The sequence below is a fragment of the Citrobacter sp. Cpo030 genome, assembly GCF_030333005.1.
Taxonomy (GTDB): domain Bacteria; phylum Pseudomonadota; class Gammaproteobacteria; order Enterobacterales; family Enterobacteriaceae; genus Citrobacter; species Citrobacter portucalensis.
Window position 1 is genome coordinate 62,400 of sequence record NZ_JAOWGT010000047.1, and the last position, 21,060, is coordinate 83,459.

At 49.9% G+C, this 21,060-nt stretch carries 18 protein-coding genes and 1 other RNA gene; 17 read left to right on the forward strand and 2 right to left on the reverse strand.

Translation table 11 applies throughout. The features are described 5' to 3' along the window. The first annotated feature begins 91 nt into the window (after positions 1-91). The 9 genes from ydiK to OGY37_RS05400 all read left to right on the forward strand — a co-directional run bounded on the left by ydiK (position 92) and on the right by OGY37_RS05400 (position 9,350). Entirely contained in the window at positions 92-1,201 is a 1,110-nt protein-coding gene (gene ydiK / locus OGY37_RS05360) for an AI-2E family transporter YdiK (RefSeq protein WP_286620298.1), read from the forward strand. A 183-nt stretch (positions 1,202-1,384) separates the two neighbouring features. Further along, positions 1,385-1,492: antisense sRNA RprA (gene rprA / locus OGY37_RS05365), an RNA gene on the forward strand. Positions 1,493-1,649: 157 nt separating this feature from the next. Then, positions 1,650-2,006 carry a YdiL family protein gene (locus OGY37_RS05370; protein ID WP_148362053.1) on the forward strand — a complete coding sequence of 119 codons (357 nt, stop codon included), beginning with the start codon at positions 1,650-1,652 and terminating at the stop codon, positions 2,004-2,006. A gap of 48 nt (positions 2,007-2,054) precedes the next feature. Continuing rightward, a complete protein-coding gene (locus tag OGY37_RS05375) occupies positions 2,055-3,275 on the forward strand; it encodes an MFS transporter (protein ID WP_286620300.1) in 1,221 nt (406 codons plus the stop codon). Between the two features lie 240 nt (positions 3,276-3,515). Then, entirely contained in the window at positions 3,516-4,751 is a 1,236-nt protein-coding gene (locus OGY37_RS05380) for an MFS transporter (protein WP_003832627.1), read from the forward strand. Between the two features lie 21 nt (positions 4,752-4,772). Continuing rightward, complete coding sequence (gene ydiB, locus OGY37_RS05385; protein ID WP_286547131.1) at positions 4,773-5,639, forward strand: quinate/shikimate dehydrogenase; 867 nt, start codon at positions 4,773-4,775, stop codon at positions 5,637-5,639. Between the two features lie 36 nt (positions 5,640-5,675). Beyond that, positions 5,676-6,434: a type I 3-dehydroquinate dehydratase gene (gene aroD, locus OGY37_RS05390; protein ID WP_286620302.1), complete on the forward strand. Its 759-nt coding sequence runs from the start codon at positions 5,676-5,678 to the stop codon at positions 6,432-6,434. A 155-nt stretch (positions 6,435-6,589) separates the two neighbouring features. Next, positions 6,590-8,185, forward strand: coding sequence for an acyl CoA:acetate/3-ketoacid CoA transferase (locus OGY37_RS05395; protein WP_286620303.1), 1,596 nt, complete (start codon positions 6,590-6,592; stop codon positions 8,183-8,185). A gap of 13 nt (positions 8,186-8,198) precedes the next feature. After that, positions 8,199-9,350: an acyl-CoA dehydrogenase gene (locus tag OGY37_RS05400; protein WP_003832619.1), complete on the forward strand. Its 1,152-nt coding sequence runs from the start codon at positions 8,199-8,201 to the stop codon at positions 9,348-9,350. 54 nt (positions 9,351-9,404) lie between these two features. Here the strand turns inward: OGY37_RS05400 and OGY37_RS05405 are convergent, their stop codons facing one another. Continuing rightward, the gene (locus OGY37_RS05405; protein WP_032943176.1) at positions 9,405-10,295 is read right to left on the reverse strand and encodes an AraC family transcriptional regulator; all 891 of its coding nucleotides are present in this window, start codon (positions 10,293-10,295) and stop codon (positions 9,405-9,407) included. A gap of 506 nt (positions 10,296-10,801) precedes the next feature. On the opposite strand from OGY37_RS05405, the gene OGY37_RS05410 reads away from it, so the two are divergent. The 5 genes from OGY37_RS05410 to fadK all read left to right on the forward strand — a co-directional run bounded on the left by OGY37_RS05410 (position 10,802) and on the right by fadK (position 15,879). Next, positions 10,802-11,566, forward strand: a complete 765-nt coding sequence (locus OGY37_RS05410; protein ID WP_003832614.1) for an electron transfer flavoprotein — start codon at positions 10,802-10,804, stop codon at positions 11,564-11,566. 21 nt (positions 11,567-11,587) lie between these two features. Beyond that, positions 11,588-12,523 carry an electron transfer flavoprotein subunit alpha gene (locus OGY37_RS05415; RefSeq protein WP_191236235.1) on the forward strand — a complete coding sequence of 312 codons (936 nt, stop codon included), beginning with the start codon at positions 11,588-11,590 and terminating at the stop codon, positions 12,521-12,523. A 56-nt stretch (positions 12,524-12,579) separates the two neighbouring features. Then, on the forward strand, positions 12,580-13,869 hold the full coding sequence (locus OGY37_RS05420; RefSeq protein ID WP_191236234.1) for an FAD-dependent oxidoreductase: 1,290 nt from the start codon (positions 12,580-12,582) through the stop codon (positions 13,867-13,869). Further along, positions 13,866-14,159, forward strand: coding sequence for a ferredoxin family protein (locus OGY37_RS05425; protein WP_003832609.1), 294 nt, complete (start codon positions 13,866-13,868; stop codon positions 14,157-14,159). The genes OGY37_RS05420 and OGY37_RS05425 overlap by 4 nt, the downstream gene beginning before the upstream one ends. Positions 14,160-14,241: 82 nt before the next feature. Further along, the gene (gene fadK, locus OGY37_RS05430; protein ID WP_191236233.1) at positions 14,242-15,879 is read left to right on the forward strand and encodes a medium-chain fatty-acid--CoA ligase; all 1,638 of its coding nucleotides are present in this window, start codon (positions 14,242-14,244) and stop codon (positions 15,877-15,879) included. Between the two features lie 67 nt (positions 15,880-15,946). On the opposite strand, the gene ppsA is transcribed toward fadK, so the two are convergent. Beyond that, positions 15,947-18,325, reverse strand: a complete 2,379-nt coding sequence (ppsA, locus tag OGY37_RS05435) for a phosphoenolpyruvate synthase (RefSeq protein ID WP_286620305.1) — start codon at positions 18,323-18,325, stop codon at positions 15,947-15,949. A gap of 328 nt (positions 18,326-18,653) precedes the next feature. On the opposite strand from ppsA, the gene ppsR reads away from it, so the two are divergent. The 3 genes from ppsR (at position 18,654) to hemP (ending at position 21,019) form a co-directional block, all read left to right on the forward strand. Beyond that, positions 18,654-19,487, forward strand: a complete 834-nt coding sequence (gene ppsR, locus OGY37_RS05440) for a posphoenolpyruvate synthetase regulatory kinase/phosphorylase PpsR (protein ID WP_003832602.1) — start codon at positions 18,654-18,656, stop codon at positions 19,485-19,487. 126 nt (positions 19,488-19,613) lie between these two features. Further along, the gene (aroH, locus tag OGY37_RS05445; RefSeq protein ID WP_003832600.1) at positions 19,614-20,660 is read left to right on the forward strand and encodes a 3-deoxy-7-phosphoheptulonate synthase AroH; all 1,047 of its coding nucleotides are present in this window, start codon (positions 19,614-19,616) and stop codon (positions 20,658-20,660) included. 170 nt (positions 20,661-20,830) lie between these two features. Continuing rightward, positions 20,831-21,019: a hemin uptake protein HemP gene (hemP, locus tag OGY37_RS05450; protein ID WP_003832599.1), complete on the forward strand. Its 189-nt coding sequence runs from the start codon at positions 20,831-20,833 to the stop codon at positions 21,017-21,019. The last annotated feature ends 41 nt before the right edge of the window (positions 21,020-21,060 follow it).

The window sequence follows — 21,060 nt, forward strand, 5'->3', positions numbered from 1 at the left end:
AACCGCTGAAATTGCTCATCATTACAGGGTGTCATTTAAGTATTCACGTCGCGTCAACGTTCTGGCGCAAAGACAAAGGTGAAAAGTATTTATGGTAAATTTCCGTCAGCCCAGGGATATTGCACAAGTGCTGCTATCGGTGCTGTTTTTAGCCATCCTGATTGTGGCCTGTCTCTGGATTGTTCAGCCCTTTATCCTTGGTTTTGCCTGGGCAGGCACGATTGTCATTGCGACCTGGCCTATCCTGCTACGCTTACAAAAATTGCTCTGGGGACGCCGTTCACTTGCCGTACTGGTGATGACGCTGTTGTTAGTGCTGTTGTTCATCATCCCCATCGCGCTGCTGGTTAACAGTATCGTCGATGGCAGCGGGCCGCTAATCCATGCCGTAACCGCAGGTGATATGACGCTACCGGATCTGGCATGGTTGAACAGCATTCCACTGGTGGGTGCCAAAATGTATGGCGTATGGCACAGCTTACTGGATATGGGCGGCTCGGCCATTATGGCCAAGGTTCGTCCTTATATCGGTACCACCACCACCTGGTTCGTCGGTCAGGCCGCGCATATCGGCCGCTTTATGATGCACTGTGGTCTGATGCTGCTGTTCAGTGCCCTGTTGTACTGGCGCGGTGAACAGGTCGCATTAGGTATTCGTCACTTCGCTTGCCGTCTTGCCTCTAAACGTGGCGATGCTGCCATTTTGCTGGCCGCGCAAGCCATTCGCGCAGTCGCATTAGGCGTTGTGGTCACCGCTCTGGTGCAGGCAGTGCTCGGGGGAATTGGTCTGGCGGTAACCGGCGTGCCTTACGCCACGCTGCTGGCGGTATTGATGATCCTGTCTTGTCTGGTGCAGCTGGGGCCGTTGCCGGTGCTGATTCCGGCCATTATCTGGCTATACTGGACGGGGGATTCCACCTGGGGCACCGTGCTGTTGGTGTGGAGCGGCGTGGTCGGAACACTGGATAACGTGATTCGACCGATGCTGATTCGTATGGGTGCCGATTTGCCACTGATCCTGATTCTCTCCGGGGTCATCGGTGGACTGATTGCCTTCGGCATGATTGGTCTGTTTATCGGTCCAGTAGTGCTGGCCGTTTCCTGGCGTCTGTTCTCCGCCTGGGTAAACGAAGCCCCTGCGCCAGGTACCAATCCGGATGAAATCCTCGAAGAAATTGCTGAAATCGAACGCAATAAGTAATCCAACATCAGGCGGCAGCGCCGCCTGATTGTTTAACAATACTAATCAATCCTCCCTCTTGCGGGATTAGACCCAACCTCGTCCTTCTTTAAATAATCATTTGTGTCGCAAATTCTTTACAGTTTTTAAACTATTGAGATGAATCTGATCGACGTAAAAAATCACTATGCCTACTATTAGCCCATGGCTTTAGATCAACACATTGATTTATAAGCATGGAAATCCCCTGAGTGAAACAACGAATTGCTGTGTGTAGTCTTTGCCCATCTCCCACGATGGGCTTTTTTTTATCCTTCACGCGCCACTCCACCAACCTTAACGCACCAACACATTATCTTCCCCGTCAAGGAACAAATAATATTGCACAAAATACTGTGACTCTCTTCAAGCCGAAATATCCACAGCAATGTTATTACTATTCCACCGTCTTTTATGAAGTGACCAAATAATGAACGCATTAGAACTACAGGCGATCCGCCATATTTTTGCTATGACGGTGGAAGAAAGCGCCAGGTATATCGCGCGCGATGACAATGTTGCCGCCTGGCAACAATGGGAAAAGGGTGAAAGAGAAATTCCAGACGACATCATCCGCATTTGTTCAGAAATGAAAGCCAGGAGGAAGTTAAGAATTAATGCAATTATCGACAAAATAAATAACCGTATCGGTAATAACACCATGCGTTTTTTCCCCGATCTGAACGCTTTTCAGGCGGTTTATCACCAAGATGGTTTTCTCGACTGGAAAATCTATCAGTCGGCTGCTGTTGAACTCTATGCTCACGATCTCGAGCGTATGTGTTAAGAGATTGCAACGCCATACCTATTTAGCCTCTTCGCTGAGTAACACATTATGAAAAACACCTATTTCTCCACTGCGATAGGGCTGTACCTAAATTATCTGGTGCACGGCATGGGGGTCATTCTGATGAGCCTCAATATGTCTTCGCTGGAACAACAGTGGCAAACCAATGCTGCGGGCGTCTCGATTGTTATTTCCTCACTCGGTATCGGCCGCTTAAGCGTTTTATTAGTGGCAGGGATGCTTTCCGATCGCTACGGTCGCAGACCATTTATTATCCTTGGTATGACCTGCTACCTGATTTTCTTTATTGGCATCATCAATACTCACAGTATTTTTCTTGCCTATGCTTTTGGTTTTTTAGCAGGAATGGCAAACAGTTTTCTCGATGCCGGAACCTATCCCAGCCTGATGGAGGCATTCCCCCGCTCCCCCAGCACGGCCAATATTTTGATAAAAGCTTTCGTCTCCAGCGGTCAATTCCTGCTGCCAATGATTATCAGTCTGCTGGTGTGGGCCGAACTTTGGTTTGGCTGGTCCTTCCTGCTGGCTGCAGCCGTTATGATACTCAACGGCGTGTTTTTGTTTCGCTGTCGGTTTCCGCCACACCCCGGGCCTCATACCGTCATCCGGGCTCAACCTGCAGAACGGGAAACCGCACAACCTGAACATCGTTGCTCCCTGCTCGACCTTGCCAGTTACACCCTGTACGGCTACATCGCAATGGCAACATTTTACCTGGTAAGCCAGTGGCTGGCGCAATACGGACAGTTTGTCGCCGGAATGTCCTATACGTTATCTATCAAACTGTTAAGCATTTATACCTGCGGCTCTCTACTGTGTGTGCTGATCACCGCCCCGCTGGCGCGAAAAGCAGAACGCGCGACATCGATGCTGATGCTGTATACGTTTATCTCATTTGTCGCACTGCTGATGGTTTGTCTGCATCCGACACCCTACGTGGTCATTATCTTTGCGTTTGTCATCGGTTTTTCTTCCGCCGGGGGCGTTGTGCAAATCGGTTTAACGCTTATGGCCGCACGCTTTCCGCATGCGAAGGGTAAAGCGACCGGGATTTACTATAGCGCGGGCAGCATTGCGACCTTCACCATTCCATTGATAACAGCAAAACTCTCAGAAACCAGTATTGCTCACATCATGTGGTTTGATACTGGCATAGCTGCTGTCGGGTTCCTGTTGGCGTTGTTTATTGGTTATCGCAGCCACATCGCGTCAAAGCATCAGCTAAAAATGATACAAGCCGTAGAATAGCGTGGATGCAATATTGTTCCCCCCTTCTGCAAAATAATTGGCATATATTTTAAAACATCAGCAAAACACCGGCTGGCAGAGTTCAATTTCACAGTGTGTTATGCAATATACCTGGTAACTTAAACGCCATGCTATGTAGGTTCTGTGGCTGCCGCCCGGTATATTAATTACAAGGTCGCCGCAATTTAAACAATATCGACGAGCACAGAACAATTTTAAAATCCGCAAGGAGTTGTGAAAATGTCTCAAAGCAAGACCTTTAATACGCCATTTCTTTTGGCGATAACCTGTATTTATTTAAGTTATTTCCTACACGGTATTAGCGTCATAACACTGGCGCAAAATATGACCTCTCTTGCAGAAAAGTTTTCCACCGACAATGCAGGAATTGCCTATTTGATTTCAGGCATTGGTCTGGGGCGACTGGTGAGCATCTTATTCTTTGGCGTGCTCTCAGATAAATTTGGTCGTCGGGCTATCATTCTGTTAGGGGCGATTCTTTATATACTGTTCTTCTTCGGTATTCCCGCCAGCCCTAATCTGATGATTGCCTTTATTCTGGCCGTTTGCGTTGGCGTAGCAAACTCGGCACTGGATACCGGTGGGTACCCGGCGTTAATGGAATGCTTCCCTAAAGCCTCTGGCTCAGCCGTTATCCTGGTAAAAGCTATGGTCTCGTTTGGGCAGATGATCTATCCCATCGTCGTCAGCACCATGCTGCTCAACCATATCTGGTACGGTTATGCGGTCATTATCCCGGGTGCGTTGTTTGTAGTCATTACCCTGATGCTGCTAAAAAGTCGTTTCCCCAGCCAGATGGTGGATGCTGGCATCGCGAAAGATCTGCCACAGATGAACAGTAAACCGTTGGTCTGGCTGGAAGGTGTGGCATCCGTCATGTTTGGTGTTGCTGCCTTTTCGACTTTTTACGTCATCGTAGTCTGGATGCCGAAATATGCGATGGCCTTTGCCGGTATGGCAGAATCCGACGCCCTGAAAACAATCTCTTACTACAGTATGGGTTCGTTGGTCTGCGTATTTATCTTTGCCGCACTGTTGAAAAAATGGGTACGGCCTATTTGGGCGAATGTATTTAACGCCGGACTGGCAACCATCACCGCAGCCGTCATCTATTTATACCCATCTCCGTTGGTATGTAACGCAGGTTCATTTCTCATTGGATTCTCTGCCGCTGGCGGTATTTTACAGCTCGGTGTCTCGGTGATGTCGGAGTTCTTTCCCAGGAGCAAAGCCAAAGTCACCAGCATTTATATGATGATGGGTGGCGTAGCTAACTTTATTATCCCATTAATCACCGGATACCTCTCTAACATTGGTCTGCAATACATTATTTTGCTGGACCTTGCATTTGCTCTGTTGGCTTTTGTCACCGCCATCATCGTCTTTATTCGTTACTACCGCGTATTTGATATCCCCAAAAATGATGTGCGGTTGGGCGAGCGTTATTTTCAATAAATTGTTTAGAAGGAGTATCAAATGGACGTAACTGCAAAATATGAACTGATTGGTTTGATGGCCTACCCTATCAGACACAGTCTGTCGCCTGAAATGCAAAATAAGGCATTAGAAAAAGCGGGATTGCCATTCACTTACATGGCGTTTGAAGTCGATAACTCAACGTTTGCTAATGCCATTGCCGGGCTGAAGGCCTTAAAGATGCGGGGTACCGGGGTCTCAATGCCCAACAAGCAGCTGGCATGTGAATATGTTGATGAATTAACACCTGCAGCCAAGCTGGTCGGCGCAATTAACACTATCGTCAATGATGATGGTTACCTGCGTGGTTACAATACCGATGGCACGGGCCATATTCGTGCAATTAAGGAAAGTGGTTTCGATATCAAAGGTAAAACCATGGTACTGTTGGGCGCAGGCGGTGCGTCGACGGCCATTGGTGCACAGGCAGCGATTGAAGGCATCAAAGAAATTAAACTCTTTAACCGCCAGGATGAATTTTTTACCAAAGCGCAGGAGTTTGCCAAACGCGTCAATGAAAACACCGACTGCGTGGTCACCGTTATCGATCTCGCCGATCGCCAGGCTTTTGCTCACGCACTTGCCAGCGCAGATATTTTGACCAACGGCACTAAAGTCGGCATGAAGCCGCTGGAAAATGAATCTCTCGTGACCGACGCTTCCCTGCTGCGTCCGGAACTGCTGGTAACCGAATGCGTCTACAACCCGCATATGACCAAATTATTGCAGCAGGCACAAAGTGCTGGTTGCAAAACAATTGATGGTTACGGCATGTTGTTGTGGCAAGGGGCTGAACAGTTCAAGCTCTGGACCGGGAAAGATTTCCCACTGGAGTATGTGAAACAGGTTATGGGTTTTGCCGCCTGACGGGCAAGCATTTGTACAATAGTTAAAGGGTAATCAATGAAAACCGTAACCGTAAGAAACCTCGTTATTGGCGAGGGTGCGCCGAAGATCATTGTCTCGCTGATGGGTAAAGACATCGCAACGGTAAAAAGCGAAGCACTGGCCTATCGCGAAGCGGATTTCGACATTCTGGAATGGCGCGTAGACCATTTCACCGATGTCTCTTCCATTGAGGCGGTGTTGGAAGCTGCGCGCACCATCCGCGATGTGATGGCTGACAAACCACTGCTTTTCACCTTCCGTAGCGCCAAAGAAGGCGGTGAACAGGCTCTGTCTGTTGAGCACTATATTGCACTTAACCGCGCGGCAGTAGACAGCGGTCTGGTGGATATGATCGATCTGGAACTGTTTACCGGAGACGAACTGGTCAAAGCGACCGTCGAGCATGCGCACGCGAAAAATGTCTTTGTGATTATGTCCAATCACGATTTTCATAAGACACCAGCCGCGGAAGAGATTGTCCAGCGCCTGCGTAAAATGCAGGAGCTGGGCGCAGATATTCCGAAGATTGCCTTGATGCCGCAAAATAAAACGGATGTTCTGACGCTGCTTAGTGCCACGCTGGAAATGCAAGAACGCTATGCCGATCGCCCGATAATCACCATGTCGATGGCTAAAACAGGGGTGATTTCACGTCTGTCTGGTGAGGTTTTCGGTTCAGCGGCAACCTTTGGGGCAGTAAAAAAAGCCTCCGCACCAGGACAAATTTCGGTCACCGACCTGCGTACTGTATTGACAATATTGCATCAGGCTTAATTACAGATATATCCATATAAATATCAGTATTGCCCTACCCCAGATATTCGTCTAACCACGGATATCTGGCCGGTAATTAAGCGTTATTATATAACTCACATTATTATTGTCGAATATAGCGACAGGTAGACGCACGCATATAATCTGGAGTTCACATGAAATTTTCAAGGCCAAATCGTATAGATGGTCGGGTACCCGTATTATCCGCTGCAGATGCAGTCAATTATATTCCTGATGAAGCAACTCTTTGTGTATTAGGTGCAGGCGGGGGTATTCTCGAAGCAACAACATTAATTAATGCACTGGCTGAAAAATATAAAAACTCTCAGTCACCACGAAATTTAGCGTTGATTAGTCCTACAGGTCTGGGTGACCGTGCCGACCGGGGAATTAGCCCGCTGGCACAGGAAGGCTTAGTCAAATGGGCATTATGCGGACACTGGGGACAATCACCACGAATCTCCGACCTGGCGGAACAAAATAAAATTGCTGCCTATAACTATCCTCAGGGTGTATTAACCCAAACCCTGCGTGCATCGGCGGCTCACCAGCCAGGTATCCTCAGTGATATCGGCATCGGTACATTTGTTGATCCTCGCCAACAGGGCGGTAAGCTGAATGAAGTGACCACCGAAGATCTGATCAAATTGGTGGAAATTGATAACAAAGAGTACCTGTATTACAAAGCCATTGCGCCAAACATCGCCTTTATTCGCGCCACCACCTGTGATAGTGAAGGTTACGCCACCTTTGAAGATGAAGTTATGTATCTCGATGCGCTGGTGATTGCCCAGGCCGTACACAATAACGGCGGCATTGTTATGATGCAGGTGCAAAAAATGGTGAAGAAAGCTACGTTGCATCCGAAGTCGGTACGTATTCCAGGCTATCTGGTCGATATTGTGGTCATCGACCCCGACCAAACGCAACTGTACGGTGGCGCGCCGGTTAACCGCTTTATCTCTGGCGATTTTGTTCTTGATGACAGCCAGCAAACTTCCCTGCCGCTCAATCAGCGTAAACTGGTGGCCCGACGCGCCCTGTTTGAAATGCGCAAAGGTGCTGTCGGCAACGTTGGTGTAGGCATTGCGGATGGCATTGGTCTCGTCGCGCGCGAAGAAGGCTGTGCTGACGATTTTATTCTGACAGTCGAAACGGGTCCGATTGGCGGCATCACCTCTCAAGGTATTGCTTTCGGTGCCAACGTCAACACCCGCGCCATTCTGGATATGACCTCCCAGTTTGACTTCTATCACGGTGGCGGGCTGGATGTGTGCTATTTAAGTTTTGCCGAAGTGGATCGCCACGGCAACGTCGGCGTACATAAATTCAATGGCAAAATCATGGGTACTGGCGGTTTTATCGATATTAGCGCCACCTCCAAAAAAATTATTTTCTGCGGCACGTTAACTGCCGGAAGTCTGAAAACGGAAGTTGCCGATGGCAAGTTATATATTGTGCAGGAAGGTCGGGTGAAAAAATTCGTCAACGAATTACCTGAAGTAACTTTCAGCGGAAAAATTGCTCTCGAACGTGGACTTGATGTGCGTTACATCACTGAACGCGCTGTATTTACGTTAAAAGCAGATGGTCTTCATTTAATCGAAATTGCACCGGGAGTCTCTTTACAGGAAGACATCCTGGACAAGATGGATTTCACGCCAATTATTTCGCCAAATCTGAAGTTGATGGACGAAAGATTATTTATCGATGCCTCGATGGGTTTTGTATTACCCGACGCCGCCAATTAAAAGGAGTACCATGATGGACTTTTCTTTAACTGAAGAACAAGAACTGCTACTTGCCAGTATTCGAGAACTGATTACCAGCAATTTCCCGGAAGAATATTTCCGTACCTGTGATCAGACGGCGACCTACCCGAAAGAGTTTATGCGTGCCCTGGCGGACAACGGTATTTCGATGCTGGGCGTTCCGGAAGAGTTTGGTGGCATCCCGGCGGATTACGTCACACAGATGCTGGCGCTGATGGAAGTTTCAAAATGCGGCGCACCCGCTTTTTTGATCACTAACGGTCAGTGCATTCACAGTATGCGTCGTTTTGGATCCGCCGAACAGCTGCGTAAGACCGCAGAAAGCACCATGGAAACTGGCGATCCAGCGTATGCGCTGGCATTAACCGAACCGGGAGCGGGTTCCGACAACAACAGCGCGACCACCAGTTACACTCGCAAAAACGGTAAGGTCTATCTCAACGGGCAGAAAACCTTTATCACCGGCGCGAAAGAGTATCCATATATGCTGGTACTGGCCCGCGATCCAGAACCAAAAGATCCGAAAAAAGCCTTTACGCTGTGGTGGGTCGATTCGAAGAAACCCGGCATTAAGGTTAATCCGCTGCACAAAATCGGTTGGCATATGCTCAGCACATGCGAAGTCTATCTTGATGACGTTGAAGTGGATGAAAGTGATATGGTCGGAGAGGAAGGCATGGGTTTCCTCAACGTCATGTACAACTTCGAGATGGAACGTTTGATCAACGCTGCGCGCAGTACCGGTTTTGCTGAATGCGCCTTCGAAGATGCCGCCCGTTACGCCAACCAGCGCATCGCATTCGGTAAGCCAATTGGTCACAATCAGATGATCCAGGAAAAACTGGCGCTGATGGCGATTAAAATCGATAACATGCGCAATATGGTGTTAAAAGTCGCCTGGCAGGCCGATCAGGAACAGTCTCTGCGCACCAGTGCAGCGCTGGCAAAACTGTATTGTGCACGTACTGCAATGGAAGTGATTGATGACGCCATTCAGATTATGGGTGGGCTGGGTTACACCGACGAAGCACGCGTTTCCCGCTTCTGGCGTGATGTCCGCTGTGAACGCATTGGCGGTGGTACAGATGAAATCATGATTTACGTCGCGGGTCGCCAAATCCTGAAAGATTATCAGAATAAGTAAGCAGTAATGCTTGCCGGATAGCGCAAATGCGTTATCCGGCACGTGCCAGGTGAATCATATTTCTGGCATCAGACATTCCTGTTCTACAAGGTTATTTTTAAACTGCTTACGATAATCGCTGGGGGTACAACCCACATGCCGCTGAAAGAGTTTGGCAAAGTGATCGACATTTTCATACCCTACCCGCCAGGAAATTTCTGCCAACGAGGACTCCGTATTCGTCAGGGCAAATTTTGCCTCTGTCATTCGCCGCTGAATCACATAATTAATCGGCGAAATACGATATTCCTTAGTAAACTCGTGACAGATATAACTCACGCTGGCACGAAATTTCTTAGACAACTGTTCCAGCGTAATTTTCTCTCGGAAATTGTTATTTAAATAAACCAACACATCTTTAATTAAGATATCTTTTTTAATATATCCCTGCTCAGAACGATAAGCATTTTTAAAGTTTTCGTAATATAAAACTGTTAATGCATAAGCGAAGGCGTCATAAGCGGAAGACGTCAGGTTATTCTTGCTCTGCGGGATCATAACACTCAGTTCATTAAAGATACTTTTAATAACCTCTTTGCCCTGGCTGACGCTAATAACCGGACACGAGTGCATCTGCAAGAGTTGGTTCTCCTGCCAGTCGTTGAAACGAAAGCCGTAGAGCGCACAGGTGTAAGTGGTTGCAGGCGCGCTGCTATCGGAAGCAACCGCATGTAACCGCCCTTGTTCTATCACCACGATGTCACCCGCATGCGCGACATACAGCGAAGAGTCGATAATTAGTCTTGCGACACCCTTTTTTACATAGATAAGCTCTGTTTCATTGTCATGAACATGATGGCCCGACTCCCAGTTAGGATCATCACTGATGACGAATCGCGAAAATCTCGGGGTTTTCCCCTGTTCAAAAAGGGTCTCCATGGCATTATCAAAACAGCGTTGATACATGACAACCTCCACCGAAAGGCAGTTATTTTGCGGATAATTAATATCGAAAAGTAAAAACGATGATGACGTTATACAACGTTATTCTGTCCAGGCGAAACAAAATTATTTGCGTCGTCTGCAAGATGACACCTCCAACTCCAGCACGCTGCTCGTGCAAATTGTTTTTATTTTAAAATAATAGGAAAGTATAAATGTTATTAAGTCAGCAATAATAATTTACACACCAGAAACAAAGTGCGTGCAGAATCGCATAAAAATATGATCCATTTCTCAAAAAAGCGCCTCGATTTTATTTCCATGTTTATCACTTTAACACCCGACGTCTTCTTTACGTTCATAAACTCAGCATTCCTAAAGTCCTTTTTTTTGCAAGATTGTTGGGAATGAAAACAGATTGCCCCGTCGAAAACAGTCTCCCTCTGCCGCACACTATTTTCAGTCAATTTTCCCTACTGTTGATGATGGCACTCCCCGTCATCATCCACACGAGAATCACTGGAGATGCCATGAAACTAATAACCTGCTTTAAGTTGGTGCCTGAAGAACAGGACATTGTTGTTACCCCACAACGTTCGCTTAACTTTGACCGGGCCGATGCCAAAATCAGTCAGTTTGATTTGAATGCAATAGAGGCCGCGACGCAACTTAGTGCGGAAGGTGATGAAATTGTCGCCTTAACGGTTGGCGGCTCGCTACTGCAAAACTCCAAAGTGCGTAAAGACGTACTGTCCCGCGGGCCGGACAGTTTGTTTATGGTGCAGGATCCCCAACTGGAGCATTCATTACCGCGAGACACGGCTCAGGCGCTGGCCTGCGCGGCCAAAAACATTGAATTCGACCTGATGCTGTTCGGCGAAGGGTCTGGAGACATCTACGCCCAGCAGGTTGGCTTACTGGTTGGCGAACTCTTACAACTTCCGGTGATTAACGCCGTCAGCAACATCCAACGTAACGGCGATCGCATTGTGGTTGAACGTACGCTGGAAGACGAAGTTGAAGTGATTGAACTGTCGCTCCCCGCCGTGCTGTGCGTAACCTCGGATATCAACACGCCACGTATTCCCTCGATGAAAGCCATTCTGGGCGCAGGTAAAAAACCGGTCACACCGTGGCAAGCCAGCGATATTGGCTGGACACCTGCCTCACCGTTAGCAGAACTGGTGAGCCTCACCGTTCCGCCACAAACAGAACGTAAGCACATCATTCTGGAAAATGACTCAGCAGAAGCCATCGCCGAGCTGGCTGAACATCTGAAAAAAGCCCTGAACTAAGCCCAACGGAGAGAAATTATCATGAGTAAATTAGCTAACGTATGGGTGTTCAGCGATAACGTAGAACGCTATGCAGAATTAATGGCCGGCGCACGCCTGTGGGGTGAACAGGTACACCTTATTGTACAAGGCAACGAACAGGCCAATCAGGTTAACCCTCTGGGTGCCGATGAGATTGTCGTGCTTGAAACAACGTCTGGTTTACAGCGTGTTGAAAATTTTGCCGAGACCATCGCCGCCCTGATACAAGAACATACCGGGCTATTACTGATGCCAGCTACTAAACGCGCTAAATCCCTTGGTGCACGGTTAAGTATTCAACTCAATGCAGCGATGGTAAATGACGCCACGTCGGTAACGCTTGATGATGGCTCACTGTTCGCAGAACACCGTATGTACGGTGGCCTGGCATTCGGCAAAGAAAAAATCAAAACAACTCAGGCAATTATCACTCTTGCCCCAGGCGTACTTGAACCGGTAGAGGCTAATGCTTCACATACCTGCCCTGTTGTCTCTGCACCTTACATCGCACCACACCATGAAATTATGTGCCAGGAACGTCGCGCCAAATCCGTGAGCAGTGTGGATCTCAGCAAAGCCAAACGTGTGGTGGGTGTGGGCCGCGGCCTGGTTGCGCAAAACGATCTGGAGATGGTGCACCAGTTGGCATCTGTACTGGGTGCAGAAGTGGGTTGTTCACGACCGATTGCCGAAGGCGAAAACTGGATGGAACGCGAACGCTACATCGGCGTTTCTGGCGTTTTACTGAAATCGGACCTTTACCTCACCCTCGGCATTTCAGGACAAATTCAGCATATGGTCGGCGGTAACGGCGCGAAAGTCATTGTCGCCATCAACAAAGATAAGAAAGCCCCTATTTTCAATTACGCCGATTACGGACTGGTCGGCGACATCTACAAAGTCGTTCCGGCTCTTATCGAGCATCTCAGCCGCTAACCCCACTTTTAACGCACATATCCCGCTGCCCTCGCAGCGGGAAGGGAGCATAAAGCATGTCAGATGAAAAATTTGATGCCATTGTGGTCGGTGCTGGCGTGGCGGGTACGGTTGCAGGCTACGTGATGGCTCAGGCCGGACTGGACGTGCTGGTCATCGAGCGCGGAAACAGTGCAGGTAGTAAAAATATGACCGGCGGAAGACTCTATGCACACAGTCTTGAGCGCATCATGCCGGGGTTCGCGCAGGAAGCGCCGCTCGAGCGTAAAGTCACCCGCGAAAAAATCTCCTTTCTGACCGAAGAAAGCGCCGTCACTCTCGATTTCCATCGTGAAAAAGCTGACGCACCAACGCAGGATTCGTATACCGTTTTGCGCAACAGACTTGACCCATGGCTAATGGAAAAAGCGGAACAAGCTGGGGTGCAGTTCATCCCCGGCGTGCGCGTCGATGCCCTGATCCGCGAAGGTAATAAGGTCACCGGAGTTCAGGCCGGTGACGATATCCTCGAAGCCAATATTGTCATCCTGGCCGATGGCGTCAACTCTATGCTGGGGCGGTCCCTGGGGATGGTTCCGCCCTCTTCTGCACACCACTATGCCGTTGGCGTAAAAGAGCTGATCGGCTTACCTCCAGCAGTCATTGCAGATCGCTTTAACCTTTCAGGTAATGAAGGCGCGGCCTGGCTGTTTGCGGGCTCACCGTCTGATGGATTGATGGGAGGAGGATTTTTGTATACCAACCAGGACTCCATCTCTCTGGGTCTGGTGTGCGGTCTGGGGGATATTGCCCATGCCACAAAAAGCATTCCACAAATGCTGGAAGACTTTAAGCAACATCCAACTATTCGGCCATTGATTGCCGGTGGTGAACTACTGGAATATTCCGCGCATATGGTGCCAGAAGGCGGTCTGGCAATGGTTCCAAAGCTGGTCGATGACGGTGTGATGATCGTGGGCGATGCCGCCGGTTTCTGTTTGAACCTGGGTTTCACGGTGCGAGGTATGGATTTGGCCATCGCTTCCGCAGAAGCCGCTGCCCAAACAGCCATTGCAGCAAAAGAACGCCAGGATTTCTCTGCCAACAGCCTGATGGACTACAAGCGCGCGCTCGAACAGGGCTGTGTGATGCGTGATTTACAGCATTTTCGCAAGATCCCGGCGCTAATGGAAAACCCACGTCTGTTCACCCAGTACCCACGTATGGTGGCCGATATCATGAGCGATATATTCACCGTTGACGGACGTCCAAATCAACCGGTTCGCAAGATGATTATGTCCCACGCCAAACAAATTGGGCTAATGAACTTACTGAAAGACGGTATCAAGGGGGCAACTGCATTATGAATCAGGACAATACCGTTAACGTTGACGTCAAACTGGGCGTCAATAAATTCAATGTCGATGAAGGCCACCCGCACATCATCCTGGCCGAACATCCCGATCTTAATGAATTTCGTAAGCTGCTGAAAGCCTGCCCCGCCGGGCTGTATAAGCAGGACGAGAGTGGAAACATTCATTTTGATTCTGCTGGTTGCCTGGAGTGCGGAACGTGTCGAGTACTGTGCGGCGACACGATCCTCGACCAATGGGAATATCCGGTCGGAACATTTGGCGTTGATTTTCGCTACGGCTAACGGATTTTGCCCGTAGTACACCGGATCGGCCACGCCGGCCATCCGGTCAGATGTATGCCGAAATCATCCTGGGAATAACTTCATGAGTATCACACTAACGTTTAACGCCGAACGTCGCGAAGCCTGGCGACAACAGGGTTTATGGGGAGATGCTTCGCTTGGCGATTACTGGCACCAAACGGCCAGAGCCATGCCAGATAAAATCGCTGTGGTTGATAACCATGGCGCTTCATTCACCTATGCTGCACTCGACAGCGCGGCCAGCAGTCTGGCAACCTGGTTTTTAGCCTGCGGTATTCAACCTGGCGATCGCATTGCCTTCCAGTTACCGGGCTGGTGCGAGTTTACGATTATCTACCTGGCCTGTCTGAAAACCGGGGCCGTTTCCGTACCGCTGCTGCCAGCCTGGCGTGAAGCAGAGCTGGTATGGGTGCTGAATAAGTGCAAAGCGAAGATTTTTTTCGCACCGACGCTGTTTAAACAGTCCCGACCGGTCGATCTGATCCTGCCCTTACAAAACCAGTTGCCGCACCTGCAACAGATTGTTGCCGTGGATAAACTGGCTCCGGCAACTACCTCGCTGGCGCTCAGCCAATTGCTTTTAGCTCCGCCATTAACCCAGACGATTAATGTTCACGCCGATGAACTGGCGGCGGTGCTGTTTACCTCTGGTACCGAGGGAATGCCAAAAGGCGTAATGCTGACCCACAACAACATCCTTGCCAGCGAACGCGCCTACTGTGCCCGCCTCAATCTCACCTGGCAGGATGTATTTTTGATGCCCGCACCACTGGGACATGCTACTGGTTTCCTGCATGGCGTTACCGCACCGTTTTTAATCGGCGCACGCAGCGTATTGTTAGATATTTTCACCCCAACCGCCTGCCTTGAACTGCTGGAGCAACAGCGCTGTACCTGTGTGCTCGGCGCAACACCCTTCGTCTACGACATGTTGTGTAGCATGGAAAAGCGGCCAAGCGATCTCTCATCGCTACGCTTTTTCTTATGTGGGGGCACAACCATTCCACAGAAGATTGCCCGTGACTGCCAGCAGCTCGGCATAAAATTATTAAGCATTTATGGCTCGACAGAGAGTTCACCGCATGCGCTGGTCAATCTTGACGATTCACTTTCTCGCATGATGAATACGGACGGATATGCCGCTGCAGGCGTTGAAATTAAAGTCGTCGATGAAGGGCGCAATACGTTGCCCGCCGGGGTAGAAGGTGAAGAAGCTTCGCGTGGTCCCAATGTTTTTATGGGCTATCTCGATGAACCTGAACTGACCGCCCGCACGCTGGATCAAGACGGCTGGTATTACAGCGGCGACTTGTGCCGGATGGACGATGCGGGGTACATCAAAATCACCGGACGGAAAAAAGATATCATTGTCCGCGGTGGAGAAAACATCAGCAGCCGCGAAGTTGAGGATATCTTATTGCAGCACCCCCGCATTCACGATGCCTGTGTTGTCGCGATGCCGGACGAACGCTTAGGTGAAAGGTCATGTGCTTATGTGGTGCTAAAACCGCCGCATCATTCGTTGTCGCTGGAATCAGTGGTAGCCTTTTTTAGTCGCAAGCGAGTGGCAAAGTACAAATACCCTGAGCACATTGTGATCGTGGAGAAATTACCGCGCACGGCGTCCGGTAAAGTACAAAAATACCAGCTGCGTAAGGATATCATTCAGCGTTTGAGCGTGGAGAGTATTACAGGATAAAGCGCCGGATGGCGATGCTAACGCATCTTATCCGGCCTACGTTGAATAGGCCGGATAAGGCATGATATTACTTGTTCAGTTCAGCCAGACTCAGCCAGGTTTGTACGACGGTGTCCGGGTTCAGCGACAGGCTGTCGATCCCCTCTTCCATCAGCCAGGCCGCGAAGTCTTCGTGGTCAGAAGGTCCCTGGCCGCAAATACCCACGTATTTACCCTGTTTCTTGGCTGCACGAATCGCCATCGACAGCAGCGCTTTCACCGCGTCGTTACGCTCATCAAACAGTTCAGAAACCACACCAGAGTCACGATCCAGACCCAGCGCCAACTGCGTCATGTCGTTTGAGCCGATGGAGAAGCCGTCGAAGTACTCGAGGAACTGCTCGGCCAGCAAGGCGTTAGACGGGATCTCACACATCATGATGATCTTCAGCCCGTTCTCGCCGCGTTTCAGCCCCTGGCGTGCCAGCTCTTCCACCACCGCTTTCGCCTGAGCAACGGTACGTACAAACGGTACCATCACTTCAACGTTAGTCAGGCCCATGTCGTTACGGACACGTTTTACTGCGTCGCATTCCAGCGCAAAGCAGTCGCGGAAGCTATCGGCAACATAACGGCCCGCCCCACGGAAGCCCAGCATCGGGTTCTCTTCATGCGGTTCATAACGCTCACCGCCGACCAGGTTGGCATATTCGTTGGACTTAAAGTCCGACATACGCACGATGACGCGTTTTGGATAAAACGCCGCACCCAGCGTCGCGATCCCTTCCGTCAGACGACCTACGTAGAATTCACGCGGAGAATCGAAACCTTTCATCATGGCGCGGATTTCATTTTGCAGCTCAGGCGTTTGGTCATCAAACTCCAGCAACGCACGCGGGTGCACGCCAATCATACGGTTGATGATAAATTCCAGACGCGCCAGGCCGACGCCTTCGTTTGGCAGACAGGCGAAGTCGAAAGCCCGATCCGGGTTACCGACGTTCATCATCACCTTCAACGGCAGATCCGGCATGGTCTCCACGCTGGAACTCTTCACGCTAAAGTCGAGCATGTCAGCGTAGACATAACCGGTGTCACCTTCGGCACAGGAGACGGTTACCTTCTCACCGTCTTTCATGCGCTCGGTCGCATCACCACAGCCCACCACGGCCGGGATCCCCAGTTCACGGGCAATAATCGCCGCGTGACAGGTACGGCCGCCACGGTTAGTGACAATTGCTGCTGCTTTCTTCATGATCGGTTCCCAGTCCGGGTCGGTCATGTCGGTAACCAGTACGTCACCTGGTTCGATACGGTTCATTTCGCTGATGTCATGAATGACTTTGACCGGACCCGCGCCAATGCGGTGGCCGATGGCGCGACCTTCAGCAATAATTTTACCCTGAGCATGCAGCGTATAACGCTCCATCACCTGGCCGCGAGAACGCACGGTTTCCGGACGCGCCTGAACAATGAACAGCTTGCCGGTATGACCGTCTTTCGCCCATTCGATGTCCATTGGACGACCGTAGTGCTTCTCGATTTGTACCGCCTGCTTCGCCAGTTCCTGCACTTCTTCGTTAGTCAGGGAGAAAATGTCACGTTGTTCCTGCGGGACATCTTCAATGGTCACCTGCTTACCGTGTTCCTGGGTCGGCGCGTAAATCATGCGGATTTTTTTCGAACCCATTGTGCGACGGACGATCGCCGGACGGTTAGCCGCCAGGGTCGGTTTGTGCACGTAGAATTCATCCGGGTTAACGGCGCCCTGCACGACCATTTCGCCCAGACCCCAGGCAGACGTAATAAAGACGACCTGGTCGAAACCGGATTCGGTATCGATGGAGAACATTACGCCTGAGGATGCGAGGTCAGAACGCACCATCCGCTGAACGCCAGCAGAGAGCGCTACGCCACGGTGGTCATAGCCCTGGTGAACACGATAAGAGATCGCGCGGTCGTTAAACAGCGAGGCAAATACGTGTTTGATGGCAACCAGTACGGCATCAAATCCCTGGACGTTGAGGAAGGTTTCCTGCTGACCGGCAAATGACGCATCTGGCATATCTTCTGCGGTAGCGGAAGAACGCACGGCAAAAGAGGCATTGGCATCGTCCGCTGACAGCTGCGCGTAGGCATCGCGGACGGCATTTTCCAGCTCTGGCTGGAAAGGAGTGTCGATAATCCACTGGCGGATCTGTGCCCCGGCTTTAGCAAGCTCAGTGACATCGTCGATATCCGTTTTATCCAGCAGCTCATAAATGCGCTGGTTTACACCGCACTGGTCCAGAAACTGGTTAAACGCATCGGCGGTCGTTGCAAAACCATTCGGTACGGAAACACCCATACCTGAAAGGTTAGTAATCATTTCACCCAGGGAGGCATTTTTGCCTCCAACTCTGTCTACATCATTCATGCCGAGTTGGTTATACCAAAGCACCAGCGGTGACGAGCCATTGTTGGACATCGAACAATCCTTATATATGAACGAGGTTAGGAAACTCAATTTTGCGTAATTATCTTGGCATATTTACTCCGTCGAAAAAAACGGTGAATCGTTCAAGCAACTTTATTTTTTATTTTTTCAGATTGTTTCCGCATTTGCGCAAACCCGCGAACCACACGGGATCACCACAAAAACGACCGGTATAAACATTTGTTCCGAAAAATGAAATGTACTTTTCAGTAAATATAAAAATACCGTTTCATTTTATAAAATAGATGCAGCAATATTCGCTTCTGGCGAATTTTAATTTATGCTTTCAGAGAATTATATCTGCCCCAGGATGAGCAAAATGGATAATGCTGTTGATCGTCACGTATTTTATATTTCTGATGGTACGGCCATCACCGCCGAGGTATTGGGTCACGCGGTGATGTCGCAATTTCCTGTCACGATCAGCAGTATTACGCTGCCGTTTGTGGAAAATGAGAGTCGTGCGCGCGCGGTTAAAGACCAGATTGACGCTATCTACCAACAAACTGGTGTGCGTCCTTTGGTGTTTTACTCCATCGTCCTGCCGGAAATTCGCTCGATCATTCTGCAAAGCGAAGGATTTTGTCAGGATATCGTGCAGGCGTTGGTTGCCCCACTGCAACACGAGATGAAACTCGACCCTACGCCTATCGCCCATCGCACGCACGGTCTGAATCCCGGTAACCTCAACAAGTACGACGCGCGCATTGCTGCCATTGACTACACCCTCGCCCACGACGACGGTATTTCGTTGCGCAACCTCGATCAGGCGCAGGTGATCCTGCTCGGCGTTTCCCGTTGCGGCAAAACCCCGACCAGTTTGTATCTGGCCATGCAGTTTGGTATCCGCGCGGCCAACTACCCCTTTATTGCCGATGATATGGATAATCTGGTGCTGCCCACTTCCCTGAAGCCGTTGCAGCATAAGCTGTTCGGTCTGACTATCGACCCTGAGCGCCTGGCGGCCATCCGCGAAGAACGCCGTGAGAACAGCCGTTATGCCTCGCTGCGTCAGTGCCGTATGGAAGTTGCTGAGGTGGAAGCGCTTTATCGGAAAAACCAGATCCCCTGGCTGAACAGTACCAATTATTCGGTAGAAGAGATTGCTACCAAGATCCTCGATATCATGGGACTGAATCGCCGCATGTACTAGAATGCTAGTGCATTGGTTCGATTTTTTGTTATTATGCTCGCCACCAGGCAGGATGAGTGTGATATTGTGATGTACATCACTTCCCGGTAGTCCTGCCGTTGAAGCAACAAATTTCTGAGACAAGTAATGAACAGAACCGATGAACTCCGTACTGCGCGTATTGACAACCTGGTCACTCCAGCAGAGCTTGCGCAACGGCATCCTGTTTCGTCCTCCGTCGCCCGTCATGTTACGGACTCCCGACGTCGGATAGAAAAAATTTTAAATGGTGAAGACCCCCGTTTACTGGTGATCGTAGGTCCCTGCTCGATTCACGATCTTGATGCCGCGATGGAATACGCGACACGATTACAGGCGCTGCGCACTAAGCACCAGGCGCGTCTGGAAATCGTGATGCGTACCTATTTTGAAAAACCACGCACCGTCGTAGGCTGGAAAGGCCTGATTTCCGACCCGGATTTGAACGGCAGTTATCGTGTAAACCACGGTATTGAACTGGCGCGAAAACTGCTGTTGCAGGTCAACGAACTGGGCGTCCCCACGGCGACTGAATTCCTCGACATGGTGACCGGCCAGTTTATTGCCGATTTAATCAGTTGGGGAGCTATTGGCGCGCGCACCACCGAAAGTCAGATCCATCGTGAAATGGCCTCCGCGCTCTCCTGTCCGGTCGGCTTTAAGAACGGAACGGATGGCAACACGCGCATCGCCGTCGATGCGATTCGCGCCTCCCGCGCCAGTCACATGTTCCTCTCGCCGGATAAAACCGGTCAGATGACCATTTATCAGACCAGCGGTAACCCTTACGGGCATATCATCATGCGTGGCGGTAAAAAGCCGAATTATTATGCTGAAGATATTGCTGCCGCCTGCGATACCCTGCACGAATTTTCTCTGCCTGAGCATCTGGTGGTCGATTTTAGCCACGGTAATTGCCAGAAGCAGCATCGCCGTCAGTTGGAGGTTTGTGATGACGTGTGCCAGCAAATTCGTAACGGTTCAACGGCAATAGCCGGGATCATGGCGGAGAGTTTCCTGCGTGAAGGTACGCAAAAAATCGTTAGCGGCCAGCCGCTGGTTTACGGTCAGTCCATTACCGACCCATGCCTGAACTGGGAAGATACTGAACTGTTGGTTGAAAAACTCGCCTCTGCGGTTGATAGCCGTTTTTAATGCTGTTCGCCGGGCAATATCACTTTGCCCGGCGCTAATCCCTTGTTTTTCCCTTGATTGTTGTGCAAAAAACGTTCTCGTCACAATTATTTCACAAAAACGCTTGCCGCAAATTTGCAGTTTGATGATAATGATTATCATTGTTACATTGATTGTTATTTTTAAACACTATGTCACGTATGGATAACACAACGGCAACGCCTGCAAAAGACAAAACACCGCCTTCCGTCGCGCCAAACGACCGACGAATTGACAGTAAAACCCTGTTGGGTAACGAAGGACGCGTGATCATAGAACATGATGGTCAGCACTACCTGCTGCGCCAGACCCAAGCCGGAAAACTCATTCTGACTAAATAAACAACACATTTCGCCAGCCACCCAGGTCATACCCAGGCAGC